This is a genomic window from Ruegeria sp. CF3 (assembly GCF_056537365.1).
Genome location: NZ_JBQFRK010000002.1, coordinates 792,170 through 806,114, shown reverse-complemented (window position 1 = coordinate 806,114; position 13,945 = coordinate 792,170). Strand labels below are relative to the sequence as shown.

14 protein-coding genes are annotated in these 13,945 nt (G+C 57.6%); 7 read left to right on the top strand and 7 right to left on the bottom strand.

Features of this window, described 5'->3' with window-relative positions; genetic code table 11:
- Positions 1-501: 501 nt before the first annotated feature.
- Genes ACR0KC_RS11395 through ACR0KC_RS11375 form a run of 5 tightly spaced genes read right to left on the bottom strand, consistent with a single transcriptional unit; the run spans position 502 to position 5,171 of the window.
- Positions 502-2,649 (bottom strand): hypothetical protein, encoded by a 2,148-nt coding sequence (locus ACR0KC_RS11395; protein ID WP_480771858.1) that lies wholly within the window; start codon positions 2,647-2,649, stop codon positions 502-504.
- Positions 2,646-3,515, bottom strand: coding sequence for a flagellar motor stator protein MotA (motA, locus tag ACR0KC_RS11390; RefSeq protein ID WP_170408548.1), 870 nt, complete (start codon positions 3,513-3,515; stop codon positions 2,646-2,648). The genes ACR0KC_RS11395 and motA overlap by 4 nt, the downstream gene beginning before the upstream one ends.
- Positions 3,516-3,561: 46 nt before the next feature.
- A complete protein-coding gene (locus ACR0KC_RS11385; RefSeq protein WP_480771857.1) occupies positions 3,562-4,155 on the bottom strand; it encodes a MotE family protein in 594 nt (197 codons plus the stop codon).
- Positions 4,152-4,664 (bottom strand): hypothetical protein, encoded by a 513-nt coding sequence (locus tag ACR0KC_RS11380; protein ID WP_480706524.1) that lies wholly within the window; start codon positions 4,662-4,664, stop codon positions 4,152-4,154. Before ACR0KC_RS11380 ends, ACR0KC_RS11385 begins: the two co-directional genes overlap by 4 nt.
- A gap of 9 nt (positions 4,665-4,673) precedes the next feature.
- Entirely contained in the window at positions 4,674-5,171 is a 498-nt protein-coding gene (locus tag ACR0KC_RS11375; RefSeq protein WP_480771856.1) for a flagellar basal body-associated FliL family protein, read from the bottom strand.
- Positions 5,172-5,290: 119 nt separating this feature from the next.
- Here ACR0KC_RS11375 and fliF point away from each other — a divergent pair, with 119 nt between their 5' ends.
- The 4 genes from fliF to fliP are packed head-to-tail and all read left to right on the top strand — an operon-like array spanning position 5,291 to position 8,481.
- A complete protein-coding gene (fliF, locus tag ACR0KC_RS11370; RefSeq protein ID WP_480706522.1) occupies positions 5,291-6,880 on the top strand; it encodes a flagellar basal-body MS-ring/collar protein FliF in 1,590 nt (529 codons plus the stop codon).
- Positions 6,880-7,476: an ABC transporter ATP-binding protein gene (locus tag ACR0KC_RS11365; protein WP_480706520.1), complete on the top strand. Its 597-nt coding sequence runs from the start codon at positions 6,880-6,882 to the stop codon at positions 7,474-7,476. The genes fliF and ACR0KC_RS11365 overlap by 1 nt, the downstream gene beginning before the upstream one ends.
- Positions 7,469-7,756, top strand: a complete 288-nt coding sequence (locus tag ACR0KC_RS11360) for a FliM/FliN family flagellar motor switch protein (protein WP_170566901.1) — start codon at positions 7,469-7,471, stop codon at positions 7,754-7,756. The genes ACR0KC_RS11365 and ACR0KC_RS11360 overlap by 8 nt, the downstream gene beginning before the upstream one ends.
- Positions 7,753-8,481, top strand: coding sequence for a flagellar type III secretion system pore protein FliP (gene fliP, locus ACR0KC_RS11355; RefSeq protein ID WP_480706516.1), 729 nt, complete (start codon positions 7,753-7,755; stop codon positions 8,479-8,481). Before ACR0KC_RS11360 ends, fliP begins: the two co-directional genes overlap by 4 nt.
- On the opposite strand, the gene ACR0KC_RS11350 is transcribed toward fliP, so the two are convergent.
- Together ACR0KC_RS11350 and ACR0KC_RS11345 are read right to left on the bottom strand one after the other, a co-directional pair.
- Positions 8,482-9,924, bottom strand: coding sequence for a sensor histidine kinase (locus tag ACR0KC_RS11350; protein ID WP_480706514.1), 1,443 nt, complete (start codon positions 9,922-9,924; stop codon positions 8,482-8,484).
- Positions 9,921-10,658, bottom strand: a complete 738-nt coding sequence (locus tag ACR0KC_RS11345; protein WP_170408540.1) for a response regulator transcription factor — start codon at positions 10,656-10,658, stop codon at positions 9,921-9,923. The genes ACR0KC_RS11350 and ACR0KC_RS11345 overlap by 4 nt, the downstream gene beginning before the upstream one ends.
- 217 nt (positions 10,659-10,875) lie before the next feature.
- On the opposite strand from ACR0KC_RS11345, the gene ACR0KC_RS11340 reads away from it, so the two are divergent.
- Genes ACR0KC_RS11340 through ACR0KC_RS11330 form a run of 3 tightly spaced genes read left to right on the top strand, consistent with a single transcriptional unit; the run spans position 10,876 to position 13,942 of the window.
- The gene (locus ACR0KC_RS11340) at positions 10,876-12,120 is read left to right on the top strand and encodes an ABC transporter substrate-binding protein (RefSeq protein ID WP_170514081.1); all 1,245 of its coding nucleotides are present in this window, start codon (positions 10,876-10,878) and stop codon (positions 12,118-12,120) included.
- Positions 12,121-12,177: 57 nt separating this feature from the next.
- Positions 12,178-13,050, top strand: a complete 873-nt coding sequence (locus ACR0KC_RS11335) for a carbohydrate ABC transporter permease (RefSeq protein WP_039543053.1) — start codon at positions 12,178-12,180, stop codon at positions 13,048-13,050.
- Positions 13,043-13,942 carry a carbohydrate ABC transporter permease gene (locus tag ACR0KC_RS11330; RefSeq protein WP_170408537.1) on the top strand — a complete coding sequence of 300 codons (900 nt, stop codon included), beginning with the start codon at positions 13,043-13,045 and terminating at the stop codon, positions 13,940-13,942. The genes ACR0KC_RS11335 and ACR0KC_RS11330 overlap by 8 nt, the downstream gene beginning before the upstream one ends.
- The last annotated feature ends 3 nt before the right edge of the window (positions 13,943-13,945 follow it).

Genomic DNA, 13,945 nt, shown 5'->3' with positions numbered 1-13,945 from the left:
AGTTTGGTTGGATTGACGTGGCGATGCTGGAAAGGGTGAGCTATTTTCGGGCCAACCCCAGACCATGTCCCCGGCACAATACGCAATGCCAATTGTAGCGATTGTTTTGGCGGTGCATGTTCGCATCTGGGCTGAACACATTTCTGGGGCGGGTCTGCCGGATCCCGATGTGGCAACCGTAGTGCCCTGGAATACGGTTTCAGAAAGTCCGAGTCACTCGGCCCGGTTTACCAAGGGCAGATGTGGTGATCGTAATCTCAGATGGAGTTGTCCGAGAACCAGCACACTTGAACGCGTGCGGTGGTCCTGAATGATCATTGAGCCAGCTGTAGATCTTCGACACGTTCACTGAGTTTACCGCCACTGTCCCATGGGCATCATGGATTGGCGCATAGGAAGTCCAAATGAATTCAATACCTTTGTTAGAGGCTGATTTTGGCGTCTATCAGCCTACAGGCCAAAGCAGTTACACTTGTCTCTGCAAGAACAGACTTCCAAGGTTCAGTTCGGGTCGATTGCGCGCACTGTCTCAAGCATTTCAGTGATCTGCGCGCGTGCGATGGTGCTGTCCTGTATTAGCATTGCGGCGTCCGACAATGGCTTGTCCGGCTGTCGCGCAACCGGCTTGATCAGGGATGTTCGGATGCGGGACAAATCGGTGAAGGTGTTTGACCTCTCTTCATCCGCACCGCCGGAGCCCGCCAACCAGTTGTATCGATCGGCCATCTCGTGCTTCCCGCCTGCCTGCAATGCGCGCGCGACGGCATCGAAATCCTGTGTTTGCATCATGGCCTGGGCGCGCAACTCTTGCGCGGTGTCCGAGGAATCGTCCGCGATTTCCAGCAGCGCCTGACGGGGACGGTTGTCCATCAGAGCCGCCTTTGCCCGAAGCCGAGCACGATCACGGCTGCGTTCCCGATCTTGCGGTCGGTTTGCCAGCGCGTAAGCCTGCGCTGAAAACCCAAGGTCAGCCAATCGCTCTGCCATGGACACGGCAGTTTCGACCGCCAGCGCGTTGCGTCGCCTGTCCTTCAATTCCATCACATGGCGCAGGAAAGTAATGTCGTCCGCCCGCTCCGCCAGCAATTGGAACACCTGATCTCGTGTCCTCTGCCATTCGTCGGAATCTGAGACATCCTCAAAACCGGCAAGAGCTCCGGTAAAATCCTGGGACAAAGCCATCGCCAAAGCGTGAGCACGCGCCAACATCGGGCCAAGTTCGGACTTCCGAAGCTCGCGCGCATAACTTGCAGCTAAATCGAGGTCGCGGGGCGAGACCGTACCCCGGTCCGACCACCGCTTTTCGATCAACCGCGCAAGTGCCAACGGCGCATCGGTCGCGGCATCGGGCGCCGATATGACCTCGGTCAACAGCGTTTCCGCGGTATCGGTATCCCCTGCAGCATCCGCGATTTTGGCTTGGGCAAAGGTTACATCAGCGGGTTCGTCCTCTAAGATCCGTTCGACCGCACGCAAGATCCGGCGCGATGCTTCAAGCCGGCCTGCCGAGACAAACATCTCGGCGATATCCGGGCCGAGATGTTGCCTGAGATGCCACGGCAGCCGACCAAAACTGCGTTCGATCGCTTTCACATGCGCATCGGATTGAAGTTTACCCTCACTCAAAAGCGCCCAGAGTGCGGCGGCACCATCACATCTTTGCTGCCCTTCCAAAGGGTTCGGCGTCGGTGCAGGCAACCCGTCCATCACTGATGCGATGGCCGCTACTCTGCGCTGCTCAACCGAGGTCTCCGACAACAAAGACAGGGCTTGGTGCGCTTCTACACCGAACCCGAAATACGTATAGAGCTTCGCCAAATCCATTGCATACGCCTGGTCGACACGATCGAATTCCTGAAATAGCCCGACCCGCAATTCGGCCACATCCTCGGAAAATGATCGAGCGCCCGACCATGTCTCAAAACCCAGTTCGCTGACCGTGATACATTCCGGTTTTCTATCAATCTGAGGAACTGCCAGATTGCCCAGCCCCGAAATCTCATCGAGCACTGAAGACAGTCGCAGATTTGGCACCAGCTTTTCCGAAGATCGCAGCGGACCAAAACTGGACGATTCCCTGCGTCCGACACCTGCCAGTTCAAGATCAACAACCTCTCGATCAGCGCTTTGCAATATACGTGATGCCAACTGCTCCTCAAAATTTCGTTGATTTAACTGCAGCAAAGGCAAGGCCAGTTCGGTGGCTGGAATATCAGTAGGTAAGGGTTTTGGGGCCGCGATACTTGCAGTCCTGGGAAGCGCCTCTGGCTCTACCGGGTCATTTGCAGGTGTACCCTGGCCGGGTGCGATATCTATGACAACCATAGTTTGGCGATGCAGAAATGCCGTTGCCACGCAGTCGCACCCAAATGTCATCTCCAACGCTGCACCTGGCCCGGCCTGTTGAAGCGATTGCAGACGGTTCCCCGACAGGCGGTCGAAGACAGCTGAAGTGTTGAATGTCGCATTATCGATGCCAATGCTCAGCCGCGCGCCGTTCTCGACCGGATCCAACATCCAACCGGTGCCAGAGGGGACCTGTACCACCAGACGCGTGTATCCCTCATGCTCGCCCGATCGCACGGTCAAAGCCTGTGCTGACGCGCTTGTGCCCCATGTGAGCAAGACCAAAGACAATGCGCGGATCATGCTGCAGCCTGCTTGAGTTCCTTAAGCGCGTCTTCAAGTTCCGAGAAACCGGGCCGGTTGTGGGTCGGTGTGTTCTGGCGGCCGACCTCTATACACATGGCCGCGTTGTGGTTGTGAAGATTAGCCACCAGAACCTCTTTGATGAGTTGGTAAAAGTGGTTGTCTTCTTCGACAACAGATTTCAGCTTGCCCGCAAAAGGGCCCACCAATCCATAAGCCAGAAAAACCCCCAGAAACGTCCCAACCAACGCGCCGCCGATCAGCTTACCTAGGACTTCCGGTGGTTGGTCGATTGATCCCATCGTCTTGATCACACCCAGAACGGCGGCCACGATCCCCAGAGCGGGCAACCCGTCAGCAACGGTTTGCAGCGCGTGGCTTGAATGCATGGCATGGTGGAAGTTCGCCTCCATCCGCTTCTCCAGCACCTCCTCAACCTGGTGCGGGTCGTCATAGTTCATCGCCGCCGAGCGCATGGTGTCACAGATCAGGTCCACCGCTTCTTTGTCGGCTTGAATCTTGGGATATGCGGAAAATAGCGATGAGCTTCCTGGCTCTTCAATGTGCTGCTCTACCTCGACCGGGTTCGCGCGTGCGATCCGGATCAGAGAGAATAACAAGCATAACAGATCGCGATAATCCTCGGGCTTCCATTTGGGTCCTTTAAAAACTTTCGCGATATCCTTGGCGGTGTGTTTTACGCCGCCGATATCATTGCTGATCAGAAATGCGCCGACTGCGGCCCCTCCGATCATCATCATCTCGAAGGGCAGTGATTTCATAATGATGGCCATCTTTCCGCCTGCGGCAAGGTAGCCGCCGAATACCATGACAAAGATGACGGCAATTCCGATGAGCCCGATCATGAAAGGTCTCCAGCGTTGAGGGTGCAGATAGATATGGCCATGAGGGTCATTCCTGTGGGGCACGTGCATTGCGCCCGGCCATGATCAGGCTGATGGTGTAAGCAGCCTCGGGGCTGAGACCGGCCATAACTTCAGCGGCAGCTTCCGGTGGCATGCGAGACAGGAAGCCAGCGGCGAATACCGCGTCCATCGTTTCGAACAACGCGGCGGCATCTTTGGGCTTCATGCTCTGATACACGTCAGTCAGTTGTGTCAGATCGTTTTCGGCGGCCTTTTCGGCAATCGCCACCGTTTCACGCAGAGTGTTCTCGGCGTCCTCCAGCATGGTGAGCCGGGTTTCGATGGCCTGATCGGCAATGTCGAGCGCCCGTTCCCGGTCCAAAATCGTGCTTTCACGCTGGTTTAGAGTCTTTTCACGGCGCAATAGTTCCGTAAGCAGCAATTGTAGATCTGCCGCATTCGCCTCTTTGCGTTCACCATCGACCGGCGAGGCCATGTTTGGTTCTGCGCCGCGGGCAAGTGCAGGCCCGGCCTCAAGCCCGATGCGAATAATCGCAGAGCCGACCATCAGCAAGGAAATGACGGTCAGAACACCGCCCCGCGCTCGGCGATCAGGCGCTTTTGCCCGGTTGCGACTCATTTCGCTGCTCCGCCAGATGGAGCGGCGTGCCGAAAAAACATCAGGCCTTCTGGTTTCTTTGCGGGCGGCTCTTGTGGCGTGTCCGATGGCTCAGTCGAGACCTCAGTTGGTTCACCAGACGGATCGGATGCAGTTTCTTGTGCTTCGCCGGGCTGCTCAGACCTGTCCTGAGCAGGTGCGTCATCTGGCTGATCCATGGGAACGTCCGGCTCAGAGGGCTCTTCCTGAACGACATCGTGCATCGAGGCCATCATAAGCTCCAACCGTTGTGCGACGGTTTCCGCCCGTTCGGTCAGCGTCTGCAACGCGGTGCCGGAATCATCCGAAGCCTGACGCGCGCTATCCAGCGATTTTCGCAACTCTTCTGCTTGCGAGGACAGCACGGAAACGGCGCCACCCACACCCTTCTCAAGATCGGTAAACCGCTTCAGGCGTCGCGACAGAACGAAACAATACAGACCAGCCCCAAGAGCGCCCGCAACCAGAAGAATATCGGCAATCAACTCCACCATCGCCTCCTAATTCAGTACAAATTCCATGACCAGAACGTCACGCACACGGCCTTCGCCCACGACGATCCCAATGCGTCGTAGCAGATGTCCGCGGATCCTCATCAAAGCCAGAGAATCTTCCAGATCGGTTAACTCAAAGGCGCGCAAATAGCTGTTCAGAACGTCCATGATTCGCGGCTGCATCTTTTCAACCTCGGCGGCGTAGCCCGCGTTCACTTCAAGCTGCGCGTGAAATTTCAAATGTCGCGAATCATCTGACTTGACCGAGATTATCACCGGCGGAAGATCGACAAATTTCACATCGGGAAGTGCCTTTACGGAAGCGTCTTCGCCTTTCTTTTTGGCCTCTTTCACCATCTCGGACCCACCTATGGGAAGCAGGCCGGATGCAGTTATGAAATAGCCGCCAACACCGCCCGCGATAGCCAGAATCAGCCCAAGCAGAAAGCCTTTTTTCCCTGATTTTTTAGGGGCTTCCGCCTCATCTGCAGTTGCGTCGGTCATGCCGTCCTCATGAATCTGTTCGGCAACCGTCATAACCCCTCAGGGACTAACCGATTGTTAAGGGCAATCGTCCAAACAAGGGCAGAGCCGCACAGAATGTCGGTGAGTCGGAGGTAAGCGTGCAGCAGATCGGAACTGTCTGGGCAAGTTTGGACAGGCGCAAACAAATTATCGTGGCCGGTGCCGTGGCACTGGTGTTTCTGGGTGTGCTTGCGATGTCACGGATTGTGACAGCGCCGTCGATGACGCTGCTTTATGCGGGGCTCGAAAGCGGTGCGGCAGGGGATATCGTGCGGGCGCTGGACCAGCTTGGTGTGACCTATGAAATAAGGGGTGGCTCGATCTACGTCCCCGGCGTTCAGCGGGATGAGTTGCGGATGACTTTGGCCAGCGAGGGCCTGCCTGCGAACGGCAATCGCGGTTACGAACTGCTGGATTCGCTCAGCGGCTTTGGCACTACGTCGCAGATGTTTGATGCCGCCTATTGGCGCGCAAAAGAAGGGGAGCTGGCGCGCACGATCGTGGGCAGCCCGCATGTCAGCAAGGCCCGGGTGCACATCGCCAACAGCTCCTCCAACCCGTTTCAGCGCAGCATAGCACCAACCGCTTCGGTTTATCTGGTCCCGTCGGGTGCACCGATTAACGGAGATCAGGCAAAGGCGATCCGGTTTTTAGTGGCGTCGGCGGTTAGCGGGCTGGCACCGGAAAACGTCACTGTGATTGATTCAAACGGGGCCGTGATTGGCGCGCAGGACACGGCGGTGGCAGCCGATACTGCAGATGATAAGGCGCGCCAATTGCGTGAGAAAGTTCTACGTCTGATCGAAGCCCGGGTCGGGGTCGGCAACGCGGTGGTTGAGGTCAGCGTAGATACGGTGACCGAAACCGAGTCTATCCGGGAACGTCGCTTTGACCCCAAAGGCCGTGTTGCGATCAGCACGGATGTTGAAGAACGGTCGGACAGTGCGCGTAATCAGTCGGCGGATGTGACAGTGGCGTCGAATCTGCCGGATGGCGACGGGGCAGGAGGCGATGAATCCAATTCGAATGCCACTCAGACCCGCGAACGGGTGAATTATGAGGTGTCAGAGACCGAGTTGGAAGTTCATCGCGCGCCAGGTGCGATCAAACGTCTGACTGTCGCGGTGCTGGTCAATGGTGTTCGAGCGGCAGGTACAGATGGCGTCGAGATTTTTGAACCCATGCCGCAGCCCGAGCTTGATGCACTGCAAGAGCTTGTGGCTTCTGCGGTCGGGTTTGATGCTGAACGCGGCGACGTCATCACACTGAAATCGCTCGACTTGCCCATGGTTGAACCCCAGGGCGAGTTGGTGTCCGGGTCGATCTGGCAGAACATGCATATCGACGCTATGTCGCTAATCCAGATGGTGGTTTTGGCGCTGGTTTCCCTTGTTTTGGGTCTGTTTGTCATACGGCCAATTCTGACGAAATCTGCAGCATCGGCGCTGCTGCCAGCAGGTGCACCAGTCGAGGTCGCCCCAGCGCCTTCCCTGACCGGGGAAATTGCGACCGCAGATGTGCAGGACTTTGCACCGCTCGCGGATGCGGCGCAGCCGAGTGTTCCGGCGATTGCCGCTGCCCGCGGCGAGGATCCCGTTGACCGTTTGCGCGCCATGATCGGCGACAAGCAGGAAGAGACGGTTGAGATCCTGCGCAGCTGGCTTGAAGAAGGCGGGGAGAAGGTGTGATGTCGATCGCTCATCTTCTTGAAGACTTCACTGCCCCTGCGGCTGGGGTGGCCGTACATCTACTGGATGAAGACGCACTGGAAGAACAGCGGCTTGCTGCATTTGAACAAGGCTATGGGGCGGGCTGGGAAGATGCGGTTCAGGCGCAGGAACAGACTGGCACACAGCTAAGCTCCGATCTGTCGGTGACGTTATCCGACCTGTCCTTTACCTATCAAGAAGCATTGACCCGCATGACCCTGTCGCTGGAACCGATGTTCCAGAGCCTGGTTCAGACTATTCTGCCTGAGACGATCGAGCATGGCTTTGCGAAGCGATTGACCGAGCAGATTTGCGACATGGCGCGTGAGCAGGTCGGCCAGCCACTGCAGCTGACTGTTCCGGCGGGCACTTCGGATCAGGTCGAGGCGATGCTGCCGCAGGATATCTCGCCGCGTCCCCAGGTCATCGAGGATGTCTCGCTCCAGCCGGGACAGGCGCGATTGCAGGTGGGGATCGCCCAACGCGAGGTGGACTGCGCTGCCTTGCTCTCATCCATTGCTGCAGCGTTCGACGCATATCTGTTTGAAGCAAAAGAGGCTTTGTCAAATGAGTGATCCTCAACCACCGAAACCCGAAAAACCCAACCCGTTCGAGACTGTTCCGATCGAAGTCACCGTCTCAGTCGGGCGTGCGCGGCCTTTGATCCGTGACCTGTTGAGCATGGGTGAAAATGCCGTACTGACACTGGACAAGCGGATCGAGGATCCGGTTGACCTCTATGTCGGGGATCAATTGGTCGCGCGCGGTCTGTTGGAAGAGATGGAGGGCGATCAGGCCGGGCAACTGGCTGTACGGCTGACCGAAATCTCAGATCTACAGAACGGGATCGGATGATGCGCCACCTGTTTTGGTTGGCATTTTTGCTGGTCATACCCTCCGGTGGCGCGGCGCAAGAACTGTCGCTGTCCCTGGGCGAGGGCGGGTCGATCTCGGCCCGGACCATCCAGTTGATTTTGCTGATCACGGTGCTCAGCCTGGCACCGGGACTGGCGATCATGATCACCTGTTTCCCGTTTTTGATCACGGTTTTGGCGATCCTGCGGCAAGGAATCGGCTTGCAGCAGTCACCGCCAAATATGTTGATCGTCAGTCTGGCGCTGTTTCTGACCTATTTCGTCATGGAGCCGGTTTTTACCGAGGCGTGGGAGACCGGGATTCAGCCGATGGTCGAGGAAACGCTTGACGTAGAGCCTGCGCTGGAACGCGCGCTGGTGCCGTTTCGCAGTTTTATGGCAGCGCGCATTGATGTCGACACGTTTCAGGCCATGGCAGACCTGCGCCCGGATGATGCTGCGATCCAACTATCGCCCGAGGCCCCGTTATCCGTGCTGATGCCGTCCTTCATGTTGTCGGAAATCGCGCGGGCCTTTCAGATCGGGTTCCTGATTTTCCTACCTTTCCTGATAATCGATCTCGTTGTCGCAGCGGTTTTGATGTCGATGGGAATGATGATGGTGCCCCCGGCTACAGTCTCGCTGCCGTTCAAATTGGCGTTTTTCGTCATCGCTGATGGCTGGGCCTTGATCGCCAGCGCCTTGGTGCGCAGCTATGCGCCATGACTATTGCCGTGTGATCTGTAGTCGGGCGCGCAGACCCTGATCTCCGGCCTCGAAACTCAGCGTTCCGCCATGTTGTTCGGCAACGGTGCTGACAATTGTCAGGCCCAATCCGAACCCGTCCGAAGATCCGATGTTTGATCCGCGCTGGAACGGTGCCAGTAGCGCCTCGATATCCGCGACCGATAGGTCGGTGCCCTTGTCCTCGACGACGATCGTGGCGGTCTGAGCATCGGTTTCCAGTTCAACCTCGGCGTGACGACCGTATTTCAGGGCATTATCGATCAGATTGGACAAAGCTCGTTTCAATGCGATGGGCTGACCCGTCACCAGGATGCGCCGCGTTTCCGGCAGCGACGCATGCCCACGGCGTGACATGAAAACAGACGACGCACTTTCGACGATAACGGGATCAACGGCTTTCAACGACACAGGCCGGTCCATATCCTGATAATCGGCCACAAGCGACTCAACCAGCGAGGTCAGCGATATCTGGCGCGGTTCCTCGACGCTGAGTTCCGATCGCGTGTAAGTAAGCACGCTTTCTATCATGCCGGTCATCTGGTCCACGTCGGCCTCGAGCTTTTCGCGCAACTCGCCATCGGGAATCAGCGCCGCACGCAGCCGGACGCGGGTTGCAGGTGTCCCCAGATCGTGGCTGACGCCCGACAGTACAATGGCGCGTTTCTCAAGCTGCGCACGTTCGGCATCCAGGTGATCATTCACCGCAGTCACGATATCGCGCAGCTCTTCGGGCCCGTCCGCGTCATAGCTTTGCGGCCCGCCGCGACGTCGGCGGTCGCCTAGTGCCTGAGCGAAACGTGCGAAACTGTCAGAAACATTCCCGACCGAGGTCAGAAGCACCGCCAAGGACACAATTCCCAGCAATATCGCGGGCAAACGCAGATCAACCGGCGCAGCCTTACAGCCCCAGATTTCGGTGCCGTCGACTTGCTGCCAGACTCCGCGCCCGAATTGCGCGATCAGGATAGGTTCGCTGCAATATGTGGCCAACAGACGGGTCAGGTTCCCCATCTTCTCGGGGCCGGTCTGATCGCTGCCAGATACGATGTCTGAAACCGGATAGACCAGTCGATCCGATAACACCGCAAGCGTCAATTCGCGGCCACTCAGGGGGGCTGAACTGTCGGTCAGAATCGACAGATTGGTGACAAAGCGGCGATCCGCAAAGCCGGGCATTTGCTGGAACGCTCCCCTATCAGCAAGCGCGGCTGCCTCGGTTGGCAATGGGTTGATCAATAGGCCGGGTGGCGGCGCCATCCCCGTTCGCAAGTCTTCGTATATGGTGAAACCGGCAACAAATGCTGCGGTCTGATACCGGTTCCAAGCCTGTGCCGAGGTGAACCACATCCCGGCAGCCACCAGCCCCGCGACAAAGGCGGACAGGGTCCAGAGCCACCCAATACTGCGCAGGCGCAGGGTCATGCGTCCTCATCCACCATAACGTCAGCGGTAAACAGATAGCCAACACCGCGCTCGGTGCGCAGCATCTGGGGGTCTTTCGGGTTGGCCTCGATTTTCGACCGCAACCGCCCCACCAGCATATCTATGGCACGGCCTTGCGCCTCGGGCTTGTCGGCCTCACCGGTTACATCCAGTGCTGCGGCGATCTCATCACGGGTCAGCGGAATATGCGGGTTCGCCAGCAAAACCTTCAACAGGGCGGTCTCCCGTTGGGACAGGGAAACCAGATAGCCTTCGGGCGAATGCACCTCGTCCCGTTTGCCGTCAAAGACCCAGCCGTCAAAGTGAAAGGTGCGCGTGCGGCGGCGGTATGCCAGTGAAGGCGTGCGTCGGGCGCGTTGCATCACCGCACGGACGCGGGCCAGCAACAGTTGCGGGTTGAATGGTTTGGCGATGTAATCGTCTGCTCCAACCTCATATCCTGCCATGCGCTGATGATCCGCCGACAGGGCCGAGACCAGAATGATCGGTACATCCTGTTCGGCCCGCAACCGGGCACAGATCTCGACGCCGTTTTCATCGCCCAGCATCACGTCCAACAGGATCAGGTCGATCCGCCCCGAGGTTAGATGCGTGCGTATTTCACTTTCGGAACTGGCAGGCAGAGCAATATACCCGTTCTGCTGAAAGAACTGGGTCATCATCGACCGCATCTCCGAATCGTCGTCCACCACCAGGAGCCGGGGAATGCCCACTCTGTTTCTCCTCCTCAGGGTTCTCCGTCGCCGCCAATTGTAACGAATGGAAACGGATTCAAGGCCAACGTAACACGGGGTAACAAAAGCGGTGAAAATTTCCACCTTGTCAGGATATTGCACTGCATTCTGCGTTGCCATGCAGCAATTCGTTAGCGCTATATCGCGTATGGCCGCCCTTGGGGTGGCACCGAATTCTCAGGGAGGAGAACAAAAAATGAAGCGTTTTGCATTTGCCACCGTGTCGACATTGGCCGTAGTGGCCGGGTCGGCTGTTGTGGCTGAACCAAAGGCCGAAGTTCTGCACTGGTGGACATCCGGTGGTGAGGCGAAATCGGTCGCGGTTTTGCAGGAAGAGTTCGCCTCGAACGGCGGCACATGGACCGATATGCCGGTCGCAGGTGGCGGCGGCGATGCGGCCATGACTGCGCTGCGGGCCCGGGTTCTTGCGGGTAACGCGCCGACTGCTGTTCAGCTGAAAGGACCTGCCATTCAGGAATGGTATGAAGAGGGCGTTTTGGCAGACATTTCATCCGTGGCAGAAGCCGAAGGCTGGGCCGATGTGCTGCCAGCATCGATTGCAGGCCACATGATGTGCGAAGGTACGTGGTGCGCAGCACCTGTGAACGTGCACCGCATCGACTGGATTTGGGCCAATGCTGACGTTCTGGCCGCCAACGACATTGAAATGCCCACAACATGGGAAGAGTTCAACGCCGCTGCCGAAAAACTGCAGGCTGCCGGAGTGATCCCTTTGGCCCATGGTGGCCAGGCATGGCAAGACGCCACAGTGTTCGAAGCGGTTGCGCTGGGTCTGGGTGGCCCCGAGTTCTATCAGAAAGCCTTTGTCGATCTCGACCCCGAGGCGCTGACCTCGGACACCATGGTGCAGGTCTTTGACCAGATGCGCACCCTGCGCGGTTATGTGGACGAAAACTTCTCAGGCCGCGACTGGAACCTTGCCACCGCCATGGTGATGAATGGCGAAGCAGCTTTCCAGATCATGGGTGACTGGGCCAAAGGCGAATTCCTGGCGGCTGGCAAGAAGCCCGGCGAAGACTTCCTGTGTGCCTCGACCCCCGGCGACGGATATCTGTACAACGTCGACAGCTTCGCCATGTTCGAAGTGGAAGGTGACGACAACCGCGCTGGTCAGGAATTGCTGGCCAAGCTGATCGTCGCGCCGAAATTCCAGGAAGTGTTCAACCTGAACAAGGGCTCGATCCCTGCGCGGACTGATGTGGCGCTGGATGCGTTCGACATCTGCGCGCAAATCTCGGCCGAAGATATGGGTTCGACCTCGGCAGGCGGTTCGCTGCTGCCGTCTTATGCCCATGGCATGGCGCTGCGCGGGTCGCAGGCCGGTGCGATTACGGATGTTGTAACCGCACATTTCAACTCGGATATGTCCTCGGCTGACGCGGTTCAGCAACTGGCGGACGCGGTAGCAAACAGCTACTGATCCAATACGCTCTGCCCCCTATAGTGAGGGGCAGAGCATCTTTCCCCGGAGGCTAAAATGTCCGAATGGCTGGAAAACCACCTGCCCAAGGTGGTGCTGGCACCGTCGTTCATCGCCGTATTGATCTTTGTCTACGGCTTTATCGGATGGACCGCATGGGTGTCGCTAACCCGATCGAAACTACTGCCGAAATACGAGATCAAAGGCTTCATTCAGTATGAACGCCTGTTCGACTCTCCCCGCTGGGATACGGCGATCAACAACCTGTATATCTTTGGCGCGCTGTTCATCGTGATCGCGATGGTACTGGGCCTGTTGCTGGCCATCCTGCTGGATCAGAAGATCCGCGTCGAAGGCGCGATCCGGACGATCTACTTGTACCCGATGGCGTTGTCGATGATCGTGACCGGTACGGCGTGGAAGTGGATTTTGAACCCGGGCCTGGGCATCGAATCCATGGTGCAGGGCTGGGGCTTTCCGAATTTCGAATTCGACTGGCTGGTGAACCCTGACTATGCGATCTACACTATCGTGATCGCCGCGATCTGGCAGAGTTCCGGCTTCGTCATGGCGTTGTTTTTGGCCGGTTTGCGTTCGGTCGATGGCGAGATCATCAAGGCCGCACAGGTCGATGGTATCCCCACGTGGCGCATCTATACGGCGATCATCATCCCTTCGATGGCCCCGATTTTCCTGTCTGCTTTCATCGTGCTGGCGCACCTCGCAATCAAAAGCTTCGACCTTGTCATCGCCCTGACAGGTGGCGGTCCGGGTTATGCAACCGATCTGCCCGCTACTTACATGTATGCCATGGCCTTTTCGCGCGGCGATATTGGTCAAGCGGCCTCGTCCGCGATGATCATGATGCTGGTCGTCTTTGCCATCGTGGTTCCCTATCTTTACTCAGAGCTGAGGGCGAAAAATGACTGATCTGTCGATGCCCCAAACACAAACCCGCACCCAAAGCGCTACGGGCAAGATTGCCCTGCGTTGGTTGCTTTATGTCCTGCTTGGCCTGTTTGCACTGTATTACCTGATGCCGCTCTTCGTGATGTTGACGACATCATTGAAAAGCCTTGAGGAAATCCGCACCGGCAGTCTGATTTCGCTGCCGCGAGAGGTCAGTTTTGACGCCTGGAAAACCGCATGGTCCGGCGCTTGTACCGGTATCCAGTGTGAAGGTTTGCGACCCTATTTCTGGAACTCGGTTTTGATCGCGGTGCCTGCGGTATTTTTGTCGACCCTGCTGGGTGCGCTGAACGGCTATGTTGTGGCGCAATGGCGGTTCAAAGGGGCCAATATCATCTTCTCGCTGATGCTGTTCGGTTGCTTCATCCCGTTCCAAGTTGTTCTGCTGCCAATGGCACGTCTGCTGGGTATGATGGGGATTGCCGGAACCATTCCGGGCCTGATCTTTGTTCATGTGATCTACGGGCTGGGCTTCACCACGCTGTTCTTCCGCAACTACTATGTCACCATTCCGGCCGAGCTGACCAAGGCGGCGCGGGTTGATGGGGCTGGGTTCATGCGGATTTTCTGGTCGATCTTCCTGCCGCTGTCGCTACCAATCATCGTGGTGACTGTGATCTGGCAGTTCACGCAGATCTGGAACGACTTCCTGTTTGGCGTGTCGTTCAGCCAGGCAGGGACACAGCCCGTGACTGTTGCGCTCAACAACATCGTAAACTCCACCACCGGCGTCAAAGAGTACAACGTCGACATGGCCGCCGCGATCATCGCGGGGCTGCCGACGCTGCTCGTCTATGTCGTTGCCGGTAAGTATTTCATCCGCGGCCTGACCGCTGGCTCAGTGAAGGGATAAGAC

Bases quoted from the DNA above. Each gene is read 5' to 3' on its own strand.
- ACR0KC_RS11395 (WP_480771858.1), bottom strand. From the start codon at position 2,649: ATGATCCGCGCATTGTCTTTGGTCTTGCTCACATGGGGCACAAGCGCG.
- motA (WP_170408548.1), bottom strand. From the start codon at position 3,515: ATGATCGGGCTCATCGGAATTGCCGTCATCTTTGTCATGGTATTCGGC.
- ACR0KC_RS11385 (WP_480771857.1), bottom strand. From the start codon at position 4,155: ATGAGTCGCAACCGGGCAAAAGCGCCTGATCGCCGAGCGCGGGGCGGT.
- ACR0KC_RS11375 (WP_480771856.1), bottom strand. From the start codon at position 5,171: ATGACCGACGCAACTGCAGATGAGGCGGAAGCCCCTAAAAAATCAGGG.
- ACR0KC_RS11365 (WP_480706520.1), top strand. From the start codon at position 6,880: ATGTCGATCGCTCATCTTCTTGAAGACTTCACTGCCCCTGCGGCTGGG.
- ACR0KC_RS11360 (WP_170566901.1), top strand. From the start codon at position 7,469: ATGAGTGATCCTCAACCACCGAAACCCGAAAAACCCAACCCGTTCGAG.
- fliP (WP_480706516.1), top strand. From the start codon at position 7,753: ATGATGCGCCACCTGTTTTGGTTGGCATTTTTGCTGGTCATACCCTCC.
- ACR0KC_RS11350 (WP_480706514.1), bottom strand. From the start codon at position 9,924: ATGACCCTGCGCCTGCGCAGTATTGGGTGGCTCTGGACCCTGTCCGCC.
- ACR0KC_RS11340 (WP_170514081.1), top strand. From the start codon at position 10,876: ATGAAGCGTTTTGCATTTGCCACCGTGTCGACATTGGCCGTAGTGGCC.
- ACR0KC_RS11335 (WP_039543053.1), top strand. From the start codon at position 12,178: ATGTCCGAATGGCTGGAAAACCACCTGCCCAAGGTGGTGCTGGCACCG.
- ACR0KC_RS11330 (WP_170408537.1), top strand. From the start codon at position 13,043: ATGACTGATCTGTCGATGCCCCAAACACAAACCCGCACCCAAAGCGCT.